Annotated in this window: 17 protein-coding genes; 2 read left to right on the forward strand and 15 right to left on the reverse strand. The window is 42.1% G+C overall.

Annotation, left to right across the window (positions count from 1 at the left end; genetic code table 11):
• Positions 1 to 64 precede the first annotated feature (64 nt).
• From DSOL_RS15080 to DSOL_RS15145, 14 genes are all read right to left on the reverse strand, one after another.
• Positions 65 to 1405, reverse strand: coding sequence for an acetyl-CoA hydrolase/transferase family protein (locus DSOL_RS15080; RefSeq protein WP_075365658.1), 1341 nt, complete (start codon positions 1403 to 1405; stop codon positions 65 to 67).
• A gap of 276 nt (positions 1406 to 1681) precedes the next feature.
• Positions 1682 to 2386, reverse strand: coding sequence for a hypothetical protein (locus DSOL_RS15085; protein WP_075365659.1), 705 nt, complete (start codon positions 2384 to 2386; stop codon positions 1682 to 1684).
• Between the two features lie 486 nt (positions 2387 to 2872).
• A complete protein-coding gene (locus tag DSOL_RS15090; protein WP_075365660.1) occupies positions 2873 to 4690 on the reverse strand; it encodes an acyl-CoA dehydrogenase family protein in 1818 nt (605 codons plus the stop codon).
• 90 nt (positions 4691 to 4780) lie between these two features.
• Positions 4781 to 5647: a 3-hydroxyacyl-CoA dehydrogenase family protein gene (locus DSOL_RS15095; protein ID WP_075365661.1), complete on the reverse strand. Its 867-nt coding sequence runs from the start codon at positions 5645 to 5647 to the stop codon at positions 4781 to 4783.
• Positions 5648 to 5675: 28 nt separating this feature from the next.
• A complete protein-coding gene (locus DSOL_RS15100) occupies positions 5676 to 6869 on the reverse strand; it encodes a thiolase family protein (protein WP_075365662.1) in 1194 nt (397 codons plus the stop codon).
• 17 nt (positions 6870 to 6886) lie between these two features.
• Positions 6887 to 8035, reverse strand: a complete 1149-nt coding sequence (locus DSOL_RS15105; protein ID WP_075365663.1) for an acyl-CoA dehydrogenase family protein — start codon at positions 8033 to 8035, stop codon at positions 6887 to 6889.
• A gap of 105 nt (positions 8036 to 8140) precedes the next feature.
• A complete protein-coding gene (locus tag DSOL_RS15110) occupies positions 8141 to 8659 on the reverse strand; it encodes a carboxymuconolactone decarboxylase family protein (RefSeq protein ID WP_075365664.1) in 519 nt (172 codons plus the stop codon).
• Between the two features lie 241 nt (positions 8660 to 8900).
• Positions 8901 to 9680: an enoyl-CoA hydratase/isomerase family protein gene (locus DSOL_RS15115; protein ID WP_075365665.1), complete on the reverse strand. Its 780-nt coding sequence runs from the start codon at positions 9678 to 9680 to the stop codon at positions 8901 to 8903.
• Between the two features lie 161 nt (positions 9681 to 9841).
• Positions 9842 to 10711 (reverse strand): succinate--CoA ligase subunit alpha, encoded by an 870-nt coding sequence (sucD, locus tag DSOL_RS15120; protein WP_075365666.1) that lies wholly within the window; start codon positions 10709 to 10711, stop codon positions 9842 to 9844.
• Between the two features lie 60 nt (positions 10712 to 10771).
• Positions 10772 to 11887, reverse strand: a complete 1116-nt coding sequence (gene sucC / locus DSOL_RS15125) for an ADP-forming succinate--CoA ligase subunit beta (RefSeq protein WP_075365667.1) — start codon at positions 11885 to 11887, stop codon at positions 10772 to 10774.
• Positions 11888 to 11960: 73 nt separating this feature from the next.
• Positions 11961 to 12788: a biotin--[acetyl-CoA-carboxylase] ligase gene (locus DSOL_RS15130; RefSeq protein ID WP_235838842.1), complete on the reverse strand. Its 828-nt coding sequence runs from the start codon at positions 12786 to 12788 to the stop codon at positions 11961 to 11963.
• A 114-nt stretch (positions 12789 to 12902) separates the two neighbouring features.
• Positions 12903 to 14645 (reverse strand): acyl-CoA carboxylase subunit beta, encoded by a 1743-nt coding sequence (locus DSOL_RS15135; RefSeq protein ID WP_075365668.1) that lies wholly within the window; start codon positions 14643 to 14645, stop codon positions 12903 to 12905.
• Positions 14646 to 14686: 41 nt separating this feature from the next.
• Positions 14687 to 15844, reverse strand: a complete 1158-nt coding sequence (locus tag DSOL_RS15140) for an acyl-CoA dehydrogenase family protein (RefSeq protein ID WP_075365669.1) — start codon at positions 15842 to 15844, stop codon at positions 14687 to 14689.
• 86 nt (positions 15845 to 15930) lie between these two features.
• Positions 15931 to 16140: an acyl-CoA carboxylase biotin carboxyl carrier protein subunit gene (locus DSOL_RS15145; protein WP_075365670.1), complete on the reverse strand. Its 210-nt coding sequence runs from the start codon at positions 16138 to 16140 to the stop codon at positions 15931 to 15933.
• 373 nt (positions 16141 to 16513) lie between these two features.
• Here DSOL_RS15145 and DSOL_RS15150 point away from each other — a divergent pair, with 373 nt between their 5' ends.
• Together DSOL_RS15150 and DSOL_RS15155 are read left to right on the forward strand one after the other, a co-directional pair.
• Positions 16514 to 17638 (forward strand): sodium ion-translocating decarboxylase subunit beta, encoded by a 1125-nt coding sequence (locus tag DSOL_RS15150; protein ID WP_075365671.1) that lies wholly within the window; start codon positions 16514 to 16516, stop codon positions 17636 to 17638.
• Between the two features lie 237 nt (positions 17639 to 17875).
• On the forward strand, positions 17876 to 18268 hold the full coding sequence (locus DSOL_RS15155; RefSeq protein ID WP_075365672.1) for a PaaI family thioesterase: 393 nt from the start codon (positions 17876 to 17878) through the stop codon (positions 18266 to 18268).
• Between the two features lie 214 nt (positions 18269 to 18482).
• Here DSOL_RS15155 and DSOL_RS15160 read toward each other — a convergent pair whose 3' ends face one another.
• Positions 18483 to 20528 carry a sigma 54-interacting transcriptional regulator gene (locus DSOL_RS15160; RefSeq protein WP_075365673.1) on the reverse strand — a complete coding sequence of 682 codons (2046 nt, stop codon included), beginning with the start codon at positions 20526 to 20528 and terminating at the stop codon, positions 18483 to 18485.
• Positions 20529 to 20750 lie beyond the last annotated feature (222 nt).

A 20750-nucleotide genomic window follows, 5' to 3' on the forward strand; every position in this document is an offset into this window, starting at 1 on the left:
AAAAGTCCTAATCATTTAAGATTAGGACGGTAATAGATATGTGTACATAACTCAAGAAAAAATTTTAACGCTTATTGCTTTGCCGCCAAAAGCCTAACTTCTGTGCTTCGCGTATTAATTCTTCTCGGAAATCGGGGTGCGCAATGCTGATCAATTTCTCCGCCCGTTGCCAGGTCGCATTCCCTTTGAGACAAACTTTCCCGTACTCAGTTACGACAAATTGAACCGTTGGGCGGGTATCCGTAACCACGGCACCTAAAGTTAATAGTGGATTAATGCGAGAGTGCTTATTTCCTTCTTTGTCAGTATACACGGAAGAAAAACAAAGGAAACTTCTTCCGCCCTTAGAATTGTACGCGGAATCCACGAAATCTAATTGTCCGCCGGCTCCACTGATCATGCGGCTTCCTTTAGACTCCGAACAAACCTGGCCTGTTAGGTCAATCTCAATTGCATTATTAATGGAGACCAAATTATCGATGCTGCAAGCGATAAGCCTGTCGTTCGTATAGTCAACAGGGTAGCCAGCACATTGAGGATTATTATCAATAAAATCATAAAGCTTTTGGGTGCCCGCAGCGAAGGTATAGACAAGCCGACCGGGATCTCTTTGCTTTCTCCTGTTAGTAATTCGTCCTGCTTCCACCATATCTACGTAGCTATCTACGAGCATTTCAGTATGAACTCCCAAGTCTTTTAAGCTTGATTGGGCAATCATTTTCCCCAAAGCATTGGGCATCCTTCCGATTCCCAGTTGCAAACAGTCTCCATCTCTTAATTCTTCAAGAACATAGCTTGCAATTTTTTCATCAACCTCTGTAGGATTCGGTGAAGAAACCTGAGGCAATCCCGTATGACCACCTTCAACAATGTAATCTACTTCGGAAACATGGAGATAATGTCCATATCCTCCATGAGCGATTGGCATATCCTCATTAACCTCAACAATAATGGTTTTTGCCACGTCGGCGCAGGCACGATAATGAGAAATTGTTGGCCCAAGATTAAAGTTTCCGTGTTTATCCATCGGGGCGACTTGGACCATTAGAACATCAACGATGGAATTCTCTTTAATGTAGCGTGGCTCTTCTGAGTACTTCGTAGGCATATAATAAGCTCTACCCATTTTAAAATATTTACGATCAATCCCCGTCATATGAGTACAATTCCAGGTAAAATGCTCACCTTTAGGGTCTGCATCAATGATAGCATGGGGACGCATTGAAACCCCAGCATGAATTTGAACATCATAAAGTTCAGGAATACGCAAAGCTAAAGCCTTATCGAGAACCGGCACTGTGTTAACACCAAATGTATATCGAATCCAATCACCGCTTTTAACTACACTTACCGCTTTTTCAGGGGAAACGAGTTTACCTTTGTATTCATTAACCCACTCTGCCATTTCCGTACCTCCTAGTTAACTATATATTAGCTATTCAGCCTAAAATCCAAGTTAACATTTTACGAGCTTAAGTTTGTTTTATTTTTTTATATTAAATGGCTATACTGTGGTTAAAACCTGTCTTCCTTCTTCAATGTCAGGAAATATATTTTTTGCGACTATTCCAACAACTTCCAACCTAGCGCATAAATAATCATGTTTTACCATCTCGTTTATATGAGAAGGAATGAGCTCTCTGGAGCACACCCCTTCTCATTAAAACTCTGTTATTTACGTTTAGCCTTTTATATCGTGACCATGAGCAGCAGCATGGGCACCCGGTAACTTAGCCAGCACTTTACCGATCAGAAAAATACCAACTATGAAAAGACCCCCGCCAATTAGTTCTATTCCCATCCACTGATATACATTAGTGATCGGGATAGTAGTAGCTAGTGCCTTGTCTGTTGCGGCTTTCATTGCAGCTATCGCAGCAGGGTCACCTTTAGCAGCAACTGCATTAGCTGCTCCGGCCACGGTCTTTCCTACTAAAGCTGCGGCACTGTTTCCACCTGATGCCAGAGCAGCGAAAATAAAGACCATAAAGGCATAATCATTGAATACCCAGGTTATGACATCTTTTAAGAAGATGATCGATAATACAAATATAGCAACATAGACTAGTTTAGAATTAAACATAGCCTCTACAGTTTCAGGAGAAGTGGCTTTTGCCATGTTTCCTCCAAAGATCGGAACTGTTAATCCATACCAATATTTGATTATGATAAGATTGCAAAACCCAAAAAAGCATCCTATTAAGATAGCTGGAGCTTCTTTGATTTTAGCGTGAGCCATAAAGAAAAAAACCATAATCATAAAAGCTGGCCATGTAGCAAGATGAAACTTTTCTAAGACAACTTCACCTACCATGATTAAAGCTACTAGTAAAACTCCTAGTACAACATTGTGCATATTGAAGATTTTTTTAATGGCAGTCGTCATTATTCTTCCTCCTCAGCGACGTTTTAATAATTCCTAGGTAATAACTAACAATGAAGAGCTCTAGTTTTAGGACAAGCATTTAATGCTTGTGCGACCACCATACTTCATCTTTTCCTCTGGGGAAGGGAGGGAGAGCGTTTATAGTACCAAATTTGTTGAGTATTTAATATCTTAATTCTCAACTTAATCGTTTCCCCTCTTTTAATTAAGAAGTAAGGTTAAGCCGAAACTTTATTAATTCACCCCCTTTCCATTTTAGTATTTATTTAACTTATCTAAATATTTGCAATTTATATGCCAAAAATATATTTTCAATTCATTCAATTAAAAATAAAAATTCAATAAATTGTTCAAGCGCTTTCTTGTTATTTTAGGCCCAAAAAACTAGTGCCCCGTAATCCAAGGATTCTCCCATAAATATGGGCTGTATAAATAGTAAACACTTTCTATTTATACAGCCCTGTGAAAATTGGGTTTTTGTTATAACTAACTTACGATGAGAGATTCTTCAGGACATTCCAGACTTGCTTTATCCGCACTTTTTATGATTTCAGTTAGGATAAATGCATTCGGCAATACATTATTAGCATAATACTTTGCACTAGCCACTTTTCCTTTATAGAAGTTTACATCGAAGTGATCTTCAGGTAATTCTGCTAGTTTCTTTTGGGCAATTAAAGCCTGCTCGAGTAAACACTCGGCCACTACTACCTGTGAACATATAAATAGCGAACGAATTGCGTATAGGCCAATTAACTCACTAGCCTTATTGAGATGCCATGATTCGTATAATTTCCTTACCTCATCCAAACAGGAATAGGCTTTGTCCAGATTGTTAAATTCTTTCTCAAGGCCTGCTGTCGCCTTATTCTCGTCGATAAAGGACTTAATCTCAGCCATAAAGTCAGCGAAAGGCTTACCGTCACCCATCCTCATTTTTCGCTTCACAAGGTCTTGGCCATGAATGAACGATGTTCCTTCCCAAATTGTGAGGATTTTTGAGTCGCGCAAAAACTGTTCGATGGGGAATTCATTGGTGTAGCCAACTCCGCCTAATACTTGCATAGCTTCACAGCTCAACGCAACTGATGTTTCACTGCCATAGCACTTGATCAAAGGGGTAAGTATCGAGGCGATCTCCTTATATTTCTTGGCTTTGACCTTATCATTGGAATTTTCGGCGATATCTAGGCTATAGTATCCTTTAAAGATCATAGCCCTAATACCTTCGGTATGTGCCTTCATATCCATTAACATTCTACGCACATCGGCATGTTTAATAATCGGTACCCTCTCGCCTTTAATGTAGCCCTGCACTCTTTCCTGAGCATATAGTGCAGCTTGAGCATAGGCTGAAGACGCCTGATTATTAGCATTGTGACCCGTTCCAATGCGGGACTCGTTCATCATCCTAAACATCATAGCCAACCCCTGGGATCGACCCTGCTTATCCGGAGGCGCACCCAGCATGATACCGTAGCACTCATCATTTTCACCGTGGTTTAACATACAAGTTGCTGATCCTTTGAGCCCCATCTTATGCTCAACAGCTACTGTCGTAACGTCATTGGGTTTACCCATGCTGCCATCTTCGTTAACCCAATATTTCGGTACAATATAAAGCCCTAAGCCAGCCGATCCTTTACATCCATTAGTCGGACGCGCTAAAACCAGATGGATGGTATTTTCACACATTGAGCCATCACCGGCCGTGATAAACATCTTAGACCCCTTAATTTTATAGATTCTAGGATCGTCTGTTGGATAAGCCTTTGTTAATGCATCCCCTACATCTGAACCGGCGGAAGGTTCTGTGAGGTTCATTGTTCCTTGCCAGTCACCGCTCAGCATTTTGGGCAGGAACCTTTTCTTATCTACCTCAGTACCATAATTAATAATCAAGTTGGTTGCACCCGAAGTCAGTTTAATGTTTGAACCCATCGCCGGACAGGCCGCCGAAATCATCTCAAAAGCGCCTTTAAAGAGAAGCAGGGGCATGCCACCTTCAACTTCAATACACTCGCTGCTTGAACCCCAGCCATTTTTCTGAAGAAATTGATACACTTCTTTATAGCCTGGAGGGGATGTTACGACTCCATTTTCAAAGGTAGCTGGATTTCTGTCGCCTGCTACATTGATAGGACTAACAACTTCACGGCATACTTTATATGCCTCTGTTAAGATCGAATCAATATCCTCCATGCCGAAGAACTCTTTAAAACGGTCACATTCCAACACTTCCTCAGTAGGCAGCCATTCTTTCAAAATAAACTTTAAATCACGGACATTGTATTTAAATTCCACGATAATTCCTCCAAACAAAATAGAGTCTTATCTATATCCTTGTGAGTTCTTTATAAATATAAGTGTGAGTTCTGTATAAATCCGATTTCTTTACTCGTAGTTATACCAACCTTTTTTCGTCTTCCTGCCCCATTCTCCCTTTACAAATTTTTCTACAACTAACGGTGAGGGCTTGTCTTTGGGATCGCGGGTTTCCTGATACTTTTCCATACCGACATAATAGGTCAGGTCTATACCCGTTAAATCCATCAAAGCGAACGGTCCCTTCGGGTGACCTAAAGCATTCGTTACCGCAATATCAATCTCTTGTGGGGTAGCGATCCCAATATCTGCAAGGAGCAGTGCCTCATTTTTCAGCGCTGCCAAAATCCGGTTAACCACGAAACCATAAATTTCTTGCTTTAACAAGATAGCGGTTTTTCCTAATATTGCACACAAATCCATTGTTACTTGTGCAGTTTCCGGAGATGTGTGCGGTCCTTGCACAACCTCAACGAGTTTCATGACCAGAGCAGGATTAAAAAAGTGCATGTTACACACTTTATCAGGCCGCTTGGTCGCATCGGCAACCTTCGAACTGACGATATAAGAACTGTTTGTTGCCAAAATCGCATGAGGAGGAGCAATTCTGTCTAAGTCCGCAAACAGTTTCCGTTTTATATCCATTTTCTCGACAGCTGCCTCAATGACAAAATCAGCGTCTCCAGCTGCTTCCTCTAAATTTTGGGTAAAGGAAATATTATTCTTAGCCTGGTCCGCTTGTTCCTGTGTCAATTTACCTTTGGCAACCCGCTCCGGCAAATAGGTTTGAACAAAGCTTGCAGCCTTATCTAACATTTCCAGACTGATATCAGTACAACTGACTTTATAGCCAGCTATAGCAGCGGCCAGAGATATTTGGTGGCCCATGTTTCCTGCTCCAATAACACAAATCTTTTTGATGTCGTCAATTACCATTTGTTCCACCCCCGTAATATTTATACCGTTAGTCAATCAAGTTCTCGATGATCGTAGAAATACCTTGACCCCCGCCTATGCACATTGTAGCTAAGCCATAACGTTTTCCTGTACGCTTTAACTCATTGATCAGTTTGATCAAGATGATAGCACCCGTCGCACCTAGAGGATGCCCTAAAGCAATAGCCCCGCCGTTCACGTTGGTTTTGGCCATATCCAGTCCAAGCTCTTTAATAACAGCCAGCGACTGGGCTGCAAATGCTTCATTCAGCTCAATCAAGTCGATTTGATTCAATGACAATCCGGCCATCTTAAGAGCGGCTTGAGTGGATGCCACCGGACCTATGCCCATGATTTGGGGCGGACATCCTTTGGCACCCATCCCGATGACCCGGGCTAACGGTTTCAGGCCATAGGCTTTCGCCCTTTCCGGTGTAGTCACAATCACAACCGCGGCTGCATCATTACGACCGCTGGAATTTCCTGCAGTGACTGTACCATCATCTTTAAATACTGGTTTTAATTTAGTGAGCTGAGCCATACTGGTTTCTCTTGGATGCTCGTCGGTATCAAAGATGATACTTCCCTTTTTCCCTTTAATTTCGTAAGGAACGATTTCCTCTTTGAACAGCCCTTCTTTAATTGCCCGGAGAGCTCGTTCCTGACTGCTTAGGGAAAATTCATCTTGTTCTTGGCGGCTAAGGTTATACTTTTCAGCCAGATTTTCCGCCGTTAATCCCATGTTCAAATATCCGTAACGGTCCTCAGGTTGGCACCGGGGTTGACTTTCCGTGTTGGAATCTAAAATCTCAGCGTTTCCCATACGGAAGCCATAGCGGGCATTCCTCAAATAATATGGAGCGGTACTCATGCTTTCAGCCCCACCAGCCATCACCGTTTCTTGAGTCCCTGCCCAAATCGCTGTTACAGCATTATTTACAGCTGTCAGGGCTGAACCACATTGACGATGTACAGTATAGGCCGGGACTCCTTCGGTCATATTCGCTCTTAACCACGCTAAACGAGCAACATTAGGATTGTCACCACTTTGTTTTGTATGACCAAAGACGACTTCGTCGATCGCCGTATCGGGAATTCCGCTGCGTGACATCACTTCACTTATGACTTTTGCCGCCAGGAAATCGACCGGAACATCTTTCAGGGTACCACCCACTCTGCCTACCGCAGTTCTTACTCCGGCTACTATAACTGCCTCATTCATCTTTTCTCCTCCTTAACCTAGAGTGCATATTCTTTCTTTAATTGAGCGGCTATGATGTTGCGCTGAATTTCCGAGGTTCCTTCATAAATACGGGCGATCCGGGCATCACGATAAAAACGTTCTACTTCGCACTCGCGCATGTACCCCATGCCGCCATGAATTTGAACTGCTAAATCCGCAACCCGGCCGTAGACTTCTGAACCATATGTTTTGACAATAGCGGCTTCTTTGATTACTTTTTGCCCTTCATCAATTTTCCGGGCAACATCGTAGGTTATGCTGCGCAAGGTCTCGATATCTATAGTCATGTTCGCTAAATAATGCTGGATAATTTGTTGTTCGAAAATTGGTTTTCCAAATTGAACACGTTGCAAGGCGTATTTAACGCTTATTTCCAGCAATTTCTCACAGGATCCGAGATTCCGAGCAGCGAGGCCAGCCCGTCCATTCGCCAATATTTTGAGGGCATTGACATAACCCTGTCCCAACTCTCCTAAGACATTCTCTACAGGTACTTCGCAGTCTTCAAAGATCAACTCAGCTGTTTGAGAACCGTGCAAACCCATTTTCTTTTCATATTTGCCCACGGTAAACCCTTTAAAGCCGCGCTCTACAAGAAAAGACGTAATTCCTTTGGGCCCTTTTTCCTTGTCGGTCACGGCCATGACTGTAAAAATATTAGCAACATCGCCGTTAGTAATAAACTGCTTAGTACCGTTTAAGATCCAACGATCACCTTTTAAAACTGCTGTTGTTTTCATGTTTCTTGGGTCTGAACCTGCAGATGCTTCTGTGAGTGCAAAAGCCCCGATCATTTCGCCCGAGGCGACTTTTGGCAAGTAACGTTTCTTTTGCTCCTCATTGCCGCACTCAACGATCCCGACACTTCCTATTCCATTATGACAACCAATAACTGAGGTAAAGCAATTGGGCCCTCGGCCTAGTTCCTCATAAATCCTGCATTTGCCAACCATACCTGCGCCCAATCCATCGTACTCTTGGGGTGTACTAATCCCAAACAATCCAATCTCGGCAGACTTGTCAAGCAAGCTGCGAGGAATTTTATCCTCTTCCTCCATTTGATCTGCCAAAGGTTCAACTTCTTTTTTTATGAAAGTACGAACAGTTTGTACAATGATATTGAGCTCTTCTTGGGAAACTTCCATTGGTTTAATCCTCTCTTCTTTAGTCATTGACACTTGTATAAAAATTTAAAGCAATAACTATACCAAAAACTAACATTCCGTTACCCTCAATGTTTCCAATTACTTTTACTCAATCTCGACCCCGGTATTTTCTAAAAATCTTGCCACCATATTATAAAAGCCAATGGTCAGGGTAAGTTCAACCAATTCTCGGTGGCTGAGAAACTGGGATAATTCGTTAAAAGATTCTTCAGTGGATTTTACCCTCATAGTAACTTCCTCTGTATATTTGAGAACAGCACGATCTTGATCATTAAATACGGCACTATCGATATCTCCTCGAACAGCAATTATTTGTTGTTCGGATACACCAACCTGTCGAGCTATAATTTCATGCTGATACCACTCATATCGGGAGTCACACAGAAAACCGATCCGTAAAATAGCTAACTCGCGCAAGCGCGCATCAAGTTTTGCTTGGGTAAGCAGTGAATTTCCCATACGCATAAAATGGCGTACACTGTGTTCAGCATGAGCCATCATTTTATTGATATTTAGCCCACTCAGTTGAGACTTACCCCCTGTAATCATATTGCGAGTCTTTTCGGGCATCTCCTCCAAAGGTAACACTGGTAACCTAGACATCCGCAATTTCCTCCGTTCGTTTATGATTTAACATAGATCAAATCTCAATAGGCGTCCTCTCCTTATAATTAATAATAAACCTACATTTACCATCAAATAATGCAAATGCAATGTTCACTTAAAGCAGAGATCCCTTCAGCGCGTTTGATCACTTCTTTAATGACTTCCAGATTTCAATTTTCGCTTCGACAATTTATTGTTAAAAAATATTTAATATTTCGACTTTTAGTACTATTATTATTTATTTTCCCTTAAAGGTCGGTTTGCGCTTTTCAATAAAGGCCTTCATGCCTTCTTTTTGATCTTCGGTTGCGAACAATAAGCTAAAGCATTTATGTTCGTATTGTAAGCCCATGTCTAAATCCATTCGCTGCCCTTCGTTGATACATGATTTTGCCATTTGAAGAGCCACAGCGCCACGATAAGTGAATTTCTTAGCCATTTTCTTTGCTTCTGCTAATAGCTGGTCTGCAGGAACTACTTTGTTCACAAGGCCAACCCGCAAAGCCTCTTCAGCACTAATAAAGTCCCCGCTAAAGATTAATTCTTTTGCTTTTCCGGCCCCGATCAGACGAGGCAAACGCTGGGTTCCCCCTCCGCCTGGCAAAATACCTAGTTTTATTTCTGGCAAGCCGAATTGCGCATTGTCTGCGGCAATACGAATATCTGCTACCAAGGTCAGCTCACACCCTCCGCCTAGGGCATAACCAGCTACAGCTGCAATTACGGGCTTTTTCATATTTTCAATCAGATTAAAAGCTTGTCTTGAGGGTCTGGCATTTCCTGATACGTCAACTGCAGTTAATGATGCCATTCCCTTAATATCTGCCCCTGCGGCGAATACTTTGTCACCACCAGTGATAATCACTGCCCGTACTGAATTATCCGCCCCCAAATTCGCAGCAGCATCTGCCAGCTCATTGAAAACCTGGCTACTTAGAGCATTGAGCACTTCTGGACGATTAAGAGTGACAGTCGCAATTCCTTCTTCAATTTCCACAATTATCGTTTCGTAAGCCAATTTTATTACCTCCCAAATAGTTATTTATCGCCTCGTTTAAGTTTCCGGAACTCACCCCTTTCTTCAATAGCAGTTATTATTTTCATTTATTACTTAAAACCATGCCAAGTAAGATTCCTTAGGAAGGGTTACTTCAGGGATGTCCATAGCTTTATTAGGGACTATTTTCCAAGAATATCTTTGACTATTTCCGGAACTTCAAAGGGCAACTCTGCCACTTTAGCTCCAGCCGAAGTCAAAGCATTCACTTTGCCTTCATAGGTTCCATTACCCCGTTCAATAATGGCCCCCGCATGTCCCATCCGCTTTCCTGGAGGTGCACTCTTTCCAGCGATATACGCTACCACTGGTTTGGTCATTTCCTTAATATATTGAGAAGCCTCTTCTTCCGCGTTGCCGCCAATCTCACCGATCAAGACTACGACCTTTGTTTCGGGATCTTGTTCAAATTTTCTTAAGACATCCACAAAGGTAAGACCGACCACTCTGTCTCCACCCATACCTACCACTGAAGACTGGCCGATACCCTGAGCGGTGAGATTCCCGACAATTTCGTAGGTCAACGTTCCAGAGCGAGCGACAACGCCCACGGATCCAGGGATAAAAAACTGATTCGGTGGAATACCTATCTTACATTTACCAGAAGAAACGATACCGAATGTATTTGGGCCGATCACTACGGCATTGACACGTTTGGCATAAGCGACGATTGCCATTTCATCATGGACTGGGATATGCTCGGTAACCACCACAACGACCCTAATTCCAGCTTCTAGTGCTTCCAAGGCTGCGTCTTTGGCAATTGCAGCTGGAATAAAAATGACGGAGGCATCGATTCGGTGGTGTCCACAGGCCGCGCGAACACTGTCATAAACGGGTATGCCTTCACTGGTGCTCCCGCCCTTGCCGGGCGAAGTGCCTGCGACAATTTTGGTGCCGCAAGCTAACATTTGCTGCGTATGGAAAAATCCCTGTTTGCCGGATATGCCTTGAACCAGAACATTCGTGGTTTCATCAATAATAATGGCCAATTTACTACTCCTCCTTGCCCAACTTATCGTTGTTATCAGCGTAGCTACAGTGAGCGGGCATTAAGCATACGCCAACTTCACAGTCTCTTTGATTGCATCCTGCATGAAGTCATAGGCTTCAATGCCTACTTCCTTAAGAATAGCTCGTCCTGCTTCCTGGTTTGTGCCTACCAAACGGATAACCACTGGGACTGGGATGCCTACCTTCTTTTTGACGGAGGCAAATGCCCTGGCAACATCATCGCAACGTGTAATTCCGCCAAAGATATTGATGATGATCGACTTAGGATTTCTGGATAAGATGAGTTCAAGCGCCTTAGCCGTGCCTTCTTCCCCTGTGCCGCCGCCAGCATCAAGGAAGTTTGCAGGTTTCCCGCCGAAATGAGTTAGTGTATCTAATGTGCCCATTGTAATTCCAGCACCATTGGCCATTACGCCAATGTCCCCGTCCAATTCTACAAAAGCAAGACCTAGATCGTGAGCCGCTTTTTCGGTTTTCGTACGTTCTTCCACTCTTGGAAGGTCTACTTGGCGGTAGAGCGCCTCGTCGTCGATAGTCACCTTGGAATCCGCTGCTATGACTTTATCACCGCTGATCACGAGTGGATTAATTTCAACCAGTTCTGCATCTTTTTGGGTAAATACTTTGTATAATGTTTTGATAATCGATACAAGTTCTTTTCCCTGGGGACTCTTTAAACCAATACCCATTCTTCTTACAATCTCATTGGCGATAAATCCTTGCATGCCCAGTTCAACATCAATATGTTGTTTAACAATATACTCTTCAGCAACTTCTTCAATATCCATCCCACCGTGGGATGAGGCAATGAACACTGGTTTTTTGGCTGTACCGTCGATGGTAATGGACAGATAGAGTTCTTTGTCGATTTGCAGCTTTTCTTCCACCAGGAGAATGTTTACGGGCAGACCCTGGATCGTCATGCCGAATAATTCTTGTGCTGCAGCTCTCGCTTCTTCTGGATTTTCGGCAAATTTGATGCCCCCGGCTTTACCCCTCTTACCCGATAAAACTTGAGACTTAATCACGACAGCACTACCAATTTCTTTTGCTACTTGTGCAGCATCATCTGGGTTGCTAACCATTCTCCCCTTTGGCACTGGAAGTCCGAACTCGGCGAAAATTTCCTTCCCCATGTATTCGAACATTTTCACGGTTCAATTCTCTCCCTCTTTTACTAATGTACTATTACAACTTGTTGAGCTTAATCTTGGAACGCAAACCAAACTATTTAGTGTCTCCACCATAATGGGTCCTACCCAAACTAAGATCTTCAGCCAAAAATTCCTCTGATGATCCGTCGGGAAAATCTATGATAAGCCCACCTCTCTCGCTAATATCAACAGCTAAACCATGTTTAAGGTCATTTCCCTTATTGATATTAACTTCACGCCCTAAAGTGACATTGTTAGCTATCCACTTCGTTCTAAGAAATGAATGCCCTTCTTCTATAAAACGCTTATAATGCTCATCCCAAAGGATAATGAATTTCTCAAGCAATCTCAGACGAGAAAATTTCTGACCGAGCTCTAACTTAAGTGAAGTGCCTGTTTCTCTGCAATCAGGGGGAAGTTGATCATAAGTTTGGTTAACATTAATCCCAACGCCCATGATGACATACAATGGCGCATGACCGGAGAAACTGCTTTGAGCGAGAATCCCGCAAACCTTTTTACCACCGATGACAATGTCATTCGGCCATTTGATTCCCGCTTCGCAGCCTGTCGTTTTTCGTATAGTTTCTGCGACTGCAACTCCGCAAAGAAGTGTAAGTTGAGGAATCAACTGCACATTAATTTTAGGTCTTAGTATCATGGACATTAAGATTCCTTGACCTGCCGGACATGCCCACTGGCGTTTCATCCTCCCCATTCCGGAAGTCTGTGAACTACTCAGAACGATAGTGCCCTCAATGGCTCCTGAACGTGCCATATGTTGAGCAATACTATTGGTAGAGGATACTTCACGAAATAGGAATAGATCCTTTTCTAGTATTCTAAGATATTTGTATGGTAAAGCCATTTCTTCACTAACATTAGTATCAATGGTTAACAACCCACAATCCCCCCCTTTCGTAAAGAATATTTTTTCAAAAACGAGTGGTCAAAGAGGTAATACATGGAATATTGCGAATATTATATGTACTATGATTTTACGTTATCGAAAAACTTATCCTTTAATAACTCTCGGTGTCAACATCTGATGAACTGCACAAATGGAGGTTGGATTCTGATAATAGGACCCCACAAAGGCTTGACAGTATTTACGCAAATTCCCATAATAAACAATTTCATCAACCCAACCCTTTTTAGCGCAATATCCGGGTCTGGATTTATCATAGTAATCTTTGATCATATCGTTCATCTTCTGAATCGTCGGTTCTAAGGATTTACCTTCATCCTTATCTTTGACTAAACGTCTTGCATAGGATGCGGCTGCAGCTGTTTCTCCATGCATGACGTAAACTTCTGTAGTAGCAGTACCAAGCGTAAAAACATTATTGTTATTAGCTTGTGGGCCTCCTAATACATAGTGGGCTGCTGCCGTACCTTTCCTTAGGATAATACCCATCATGGGGAGATCCGACTGTTCTATAGAATAAATCAAGGACATGCCCAATCCCAACATCTCCGCCTGTTCAGCGGTGTCCCCAACGTCAATTCCAGTTGTATCCTGTACCCAGATAAGGGGAATTCGATCACGACCACAGAACGTCACAAACTCGTTCATTTTGATCAGCCCATCGCGGTATAGTTTCCCACCAATTCCTTGATAATCCGCATATTTTGGATAACCCTTGCCCAATATCCCCTGATTGTTGGCAATAAATCCACACAGGAAGCCGTCAATTTTGGCTAACCCACAATATACTTCAGGACCATAGTCGGGTTTGAACTCCATGTGTTCACTGTTATCAAATAGCCTGGCCAATACTTCATGCATTGGATAAACTCTTTTCTGGTTGATAGGTACTAAACTATAGAGATCTGAAGCAGGGAATTTAGGTTCAGCAGGATCGGCAACTCTGAAAAAGTCTTTGGCATAAGCAGGCAGATCCATCATGTATTTTTTAATATCGTCCAGAACTTCTTGTTCCGTGTCACAGACATCTCTCATAAAACCGGTTCCATTGTGATGAATTTCTACTCTACCAGGGGGAGTCGCCTTAGATTTACGTGTTTGCTCGATCAAATTTTCGGCAGCTTCTTCATCGACATACCCTTTGGGGTTCATCCCACCGACTATGCCACCGCCGCCAACTGCCATATTGGCATTTTTATGAGCAATTATTATGGTTGGACTTATCGAATGATAACCGCCACCGGCAGGGTTCGTTCCATAGATGCCGACGATAATTGGTATTCCAAGCTTTTGAAGTTCAGCATGACGAAAGAAGGGTGTACCGCTTCCTCTCCTGTTGGCGTAAAGCTCTTCTTGTTCCATTAACTTAGCGCCACTGCAATTGAGCACCCAAACCAACGGAAGGTGCAGCCTTTTGGCTATATCAGTCACTCGGAGGACATTGTCTGCCTGTCCGGCAAGCCATGCTCCCGCCATAACTTTATTGTTCGAAGCTATGATGACAGCCCATTTACCGGAAATTCTACCCAAGCCGTCAATAACCCCGGTATTCTGCTCTTCATTATTAGCTGGGTCATAGATAGTATGCAATGGACACCAAGTGCCCGGATCAACCAAGTACTCAATGCGTTGCCAAGCGGACATTTCTCCTTTTTTGTTCAAAGCCTCCGTTGCTTTGCCCGAATTTTTGACCCGCTCAACCTCTTTAGCGATCTCGGCTTCTACATTTTTAATGTCTTCGACATTCTGCTCGAGAGTGCGGGCTAATGCCTTACCAATACTGGGCATTTCCCTAAAATAGGGATGAAGTGAATATCCATAGTCTCCCATTATAAATCCTCCCTTTTAGACATGAACGTCAGTCAATAACTTTAACGGTTTGGTTGGTAGCCAAGTTCAATTTTGGAGATAATCTGCATGTGGATATTGGATGTCCCTTCCAGGGTTTCAAATTGTTTGGCATCACGAAGCCACCTACCGCACGGATATTCGGTTGAATAGCCATACGAACCGTAGATTTTCATGGCCATGTTGGCAGCATGCACTGCTGCGTTACAGCCGGATAGTTTAGCAAGTGAAGTTGCCTGTTGGTTCGGTAATTTATTCTCTTTTAGCCAAGCGGCTCGGTAAACGAGATTTTTGGCAGCTTCATCTTCAAGTTTCATTTCAGCAATCTGCTGCTGGATCATTTGGAACTTACCAATTTGTTTACCGAACTGAGTACGCTCATTAGCATATTGAACTGCACCCTCTAGACATGCCGCTGAAAGCGCTGCTGAACCGGTTGCACAACCCATACGAGTGTTATTTAACATCCACATACAAATTTGAAAACCTTTATTAAGTGGCCCTAAGAGGTTTTCTTTGGGAATGACTGCATTTTCAAATACCAGTTCTGATGTTGGAGCCGGCCACATGCCAACTTTCTTCAAAATTGGGATTCTGGTAATGCCTGGAGTATTATTGTAATCCACTATTAAGCAGGATAGTCCCTTTGCTCCTGCGCCTTTTTCGGTGATGGCATAGACAAGTCCAACATCGCAAGTGTGTCCACCGGATATCCACATTTTAGTGCCGTTTAGCAACCAGTGGTCACCCTTATCTTCGGCAAATGACTTCATACTAGCTACATCGGAACCTGAATTGGCTTCGGTCATCGCAAAGCTGCCTACGGATTTTCCACTAACCAACCCTGGGATATACTTTTGCTTTTGTTCCTCGGTACCCCATTCATTAATGGTCATTGCTGGTCCCCAGCAATTGCCGCTAACACTTAATCTCCAGGAAGTATGAACTTTTGCTATTTCATATAAGGCCGTGACAGCTTCCATCCAACCCATTCCGTTTCCGCCATACTCCTCTGGTATGCTCCATCCTAACAAACCCAAATCGCCCATTTTGCTTAGAATCTCTCTGCGATAATAGTGATTTTCTTCATCTTCTTCAACATAAGGAGCAATTTCCTTTTCAGCAAAATCACGGGCCATATCCTGAACCATTCTTTGTTCTTCGGATAATCCAAAATCCATAGAATTTCCTCTCCTCCTGTGGATATTTAGAACTGCCCTCAACTTTTGAGATTGAGGGCTTAAAGGCATTCTTAAAGGCATTAGATTTACTCAATTACCGCTAGGACATCCCCTTCTTGCACTCGATCTCCAACTTTAACATTGATTACTTTCACCGTTCCCGCATCGCCAAATACCGGATTCTCCATTTTCATGGCCTCAATTATGAAGAGTTCATCGTCTTCCGAAACTTCTTGACCTACCTTTATATTGACCTCAAGAATTTTACCTGCAATTGGGCTATCTAAACTCGCCATTGTTTATTCCTCCTAAAAGTTTAGTCAAAACCACTGGACCTATATCTCCTCTCTTTAGTCCCTTAAAATTTTATATTTTGTAAAGATTCTGTTTGTCGCGATATTGTCTACTTTTCTGCGACTGCTATTTGCAAAATTAAATATGCAAAAAACATGCCAACATATATACAATATATGCGAAAAACAGGAATCTCATTGAGTCACTTGGCATGATAATTGCTATCTCTTTAATTTGATGAATATTAAAAGATAGTGCACGGTTTGCCCTTCGTAAGAGTTTGATTTTCGAGAAAGGGGGAAGGACAGCGTTCTCATAATCACTCAGTACTATTTGATTGCTTATCAGGACTTACTAATTTAGAAGGAGAAAGATATGGAAATTTTAAGTATGATTAAGGCGATGGGGCAAGGAACAGGGCTTGCTCATTTTACTCCGGCTCATATAATCATGTTACTTTTTGGAATATTATTTATATGGTTTGGGATCGTAAAGAAATACGAACCTTTTCTGCTTGTTCCTCTAGGAATCGGATGCATCCTGGTAAACATTCCTGGTACTGGTTTAATGAGTCCCGGTGGGCTTCTGTTCTATAACTACCAAGGTATAGCTTTAGTCATTTACCCCCCTTTAATATTTTTGGGAGTTGGGGCTATGACAGACTTCGGACCTTTAATTGCCAATCCGAGTACAATCATCCTTGGGGCTGCTGCACATTTAGGCATCTTTATCGCCTTAATCGGGGCCAAACTTTTGGGCTTCAGTATTGCTGAGTCCAGTGCCATTGGGATCATTGGAGGAGCAGATGGTCCTATGGCAATTTACGTAGCAACCAAACTGGCTCCCCATTTACTCGGTCCGATTGCAGTTGCCGCATACTCATATATGGCGTTACTTCCATTAATTCAACCACCCATTATGAAAGCGTTGGTTCCAATGGAAGAAAGAAAAATCGCTATGGAGAAAATGAGACCCGTATCAAGACGTGAAAAAATTATTTTTCCCATCATGATGATAATTATTGTTTTGGTGCTATTACCACCCATTGCACCCTTAATTTCTTGTTTAATGTTGGGCAATTTGATACGAGAATCAGGTGTAATGGATAGGGTATCTGCCACTATAGGGGGGGTATTTTTAGACATCATCACCGTTTTTATTGCGGTTGCTATCGGTTCAACCATGAGTGCGGAAAACTTTGTTAATCTCCAAACTCTGAAAATTGTGACTCTTGGTCTGATAGCTTTTTGTTCCGGCTCAGCTAGTGGAGTCCTTTGGGCGAGACTTATGTGCAAGATGAGTGGAGGAAAAATTAATCCCCTAATTGGTTCTGCCGGTATTGCGGCTGTTCCAATGGCAGCACGGGTATCACATACTGTTGCGATACAATACAATAAACGCAATTACTTAATAATGCATGCCATGGGCCCAAATCTAGCGGGTGTTTTAGGAACTGCTGTGGCAGGTGGAATTATGCTTACTTTATTGGGGGTGTTTTAAATTGGCAATCATTCCAGATACTCTTTCAGGGGCACTCGTATTAAGTGTATTTGATTTTATCGCTTGTTTTTTTGTACTTTGGGGGATCAGTTTCCTTATCAGGGGTCTCGGTTTAATTAGTAGTAAATTCCCCGAATCGACAGAAGCGTGTAAAAAAAGTTAGTAATAAAACAAACCACCCTTATAGAAAATTAGCGTGTATTTGAAATATACGTTAATACAGGAGGCTGGGTTCAAATGGTCAGAATCTCGGATCTAAAAAACGGTAATTACTGGAAGCACATAGGCATGACAACGATAGAGAATACTGAAGGAATAATCCAAGTTATCATGGAAATTAATGATAATCTGAAACAATTTTACGGAAATGTCCATGGTGGAGCTATTGCTGGATTGCTTGATACTTCGATCGCAGTTGCTATAAACCAACAGTTGGGTTCTGAAGAAGGCGCTATAACCGTAGAAATGAAAATAAACTATTTACGGCCCGTCAATGGAGGAACACTTCGAGCTGAAGGTAGGGTCATCCAAAAAGGAAGAAATATTATTGTCGGACAAAGCGAAATTAAGGATGATGCTGACAATTTAGTAGCCTTTGGTACTGCAACCTTCATGATCACTAAAATTTAAATGTTAAATTTGTGTAGCTTTTGATTACTAACAGATAAACCCACTGTATTCAGTGGGTTTATCTATTTCATATCCTTTTAAACTGTAACTAATGCAAAAACGCATTTTTATCTTTTTAATATTAAAATTTTTTACAACCTGGAAACCTGCATTATATTGATATTAATGCTGAAATGCCTCCATGCAATTTAGCATTAACTAATGCATTTCGGCATTACTCCAATACTGCTATACCTAGCCGTTGTAGCTTCCTAACAACAGTTGATTGATTTACACCTAATAACTTCCCTAATTCATATGTATTCCGTGTATGTTTTAAAGCCATATAGAAGATCTGCCGTTCCACCTCACAGCCGGCTTCCTTGAGAGGCAAAATTGAATTGACTTGGATAACTGACGTATCATCCAGTTGCTCTTGAACTAACTGATTTATGGTTACAACGCTCTCGGGGCAGGTTACGATTAATTGTTCGACCGTATTTTGGATTTGACGGACATTCCCTGGCCATTTTCCACTCAGAAACCATTGGAGGACTTCCGGGGCAAAGTCTTTATCAAGACCGTACTTATAACATACTTTGTCACGAAAACTATGAACCAACGGCAAAATATCCTCAGGTCGTTCCCGAAGGGATGGAATACTAAGAGGAACCACGTGAAGTCTAAAAAACAGATCTTCTCGAAATAATCCCTCCTTAACCATCTCAGAAATATCCCTGTGCGTCGCAGAGATTAAACGAATATCTATTTTTCGGACCTTTGTACCCCCGACACGCACAAATTCACGTTCTTGAATAACGCGCAACAATTTGCTTTGTAGGATTAAGGGAAGATCACCAATTTCATCAAGCAACAAAGTGCCTTGATTCGCTAATTCAAACAGGCCCGATTTTCCCTCTTTTCGAGATCCTGTAAACGCTCCACCTTCATACCCGAAGAGTTCGGACTCTAACAAATTCTCGGGAATTGCGGCACAGTTAACTTGAATAAACGGCCCTGAAGAACGTTTGCTGTTTTCATGAATGAATTTCGCGATAACTTCTTTACCTACCCCAGATTCCCCTTTGATAAAAACGGACGAATCTACAGATGCGACACGTTTGGCTAAATCAAGTACCGACAACATTTTGGGAGAATGAGCTATGATATCTCCTCCTTTACGCAGAGAGTCCAATTCTTGACGGTACTTGTGCGATAGCTCTTTAGTCGTTTTCAGTTCATCACGCAACTCATGAAGCAGGCTTAAATCCCGCAAATTGAAAATCACCCGTCGCAAGGAACCATCTCCCTTAAAAACGGGATTTCCTGTGATGAGAAGATGGCGAGCACTTACCTCCTTCGTAACTGCTTTCCGCCCACGAAGAATACTTTTCCAAAGCGAGGGTCTCTGCAGTTGCAACACATCATCCACAAACTGTTGAAGGATATCTTGTTCCTCTAGGCGACAAAGCATACAAGCAGCCGCATTCGTGCGCAGGACACGACCGAGTTCATTTGTTACCAATATCCCGTCAAAAGATGAATTAATTACGGTGTTCAATTCAGCGTTGAGCTCATTTAAAACTTTCAACTCATGTAAAGCACTCTCGATTTCTGAGATATCCTGGAAAACCCCAACTGCGCCTACAACTTCTCCATCTTCGATGATCGGCGTGCGATTGCTTATATAGGCCCTATCAAAAGCCTCAATTCGAAAATCAAATTGTGGTAATCCTGTCTTAATGACGTCAAGGAGTCCTGTAGGAATGATCATATCTCCTAAATAACCTCCAAGGGCTTCATGCTGTTTGCGCCATGTAAATTTTTCCGCAGCTTTATTAAAGGCCGTGATCTTACCAAATTCATCTATAGCAACAATCCCACTGGTTACAGAATTGGCTACAGCATCAAAGGTCTTGACCCCAAGTTCTTTTTCTCGGAAAATCGCCATACCCACGTCTACGCGTGTGACCATTCCAACGAGAAGCTCTTGATCAAAGACAGGTAAAACTTCTACCTCCAATTCCCATACTTTTTGAACGTTATCACCCAAGTTGACGATTGGAAAAACTGCTTGCATTATGTCCACAGCAGTTTTTACGGGATTATATATTATTTGGGGATTAGTGAGTTGCCGTCGTTCAATGACACCAAGTACTTTTTCTTGTGATTTAACCAGTAATCCCTCAGCATTCAAGTCAGATAGTTTAGTTAGTACATCTACAACTGCCTGCTCTGGTTGAATACAAATTGGAGCAATCATAATTTCTTCAACCTTCATATCACTTACACCTCCAAGCTCCGGATAGTGATATTAATATATTTTATATATTTCGAGCAACATTTATAGAATCCTCTTAATTTGCTAAAAATTACATAATTAATGTGAATATTTAATTTTTTAATTATTAATTTCAATATTTTAAATATTTGGCACAACATTTGCATTATGGATTTATTAGTTAATTTAATTCCTATACTCCACAAGGTTGGTAAGGGATTA

Origin of the sequence: Desulfosporosinus metallidurans, from assembly GCF_001936615.1 — a bacterium.
GTDB lineage: Bacteria > Bacillota > Desulfitobacteriia > Desulfitobacteriales > Desulfitobacteriaceae > Desulfosporosinus > Desulfosporosinus metallidurans.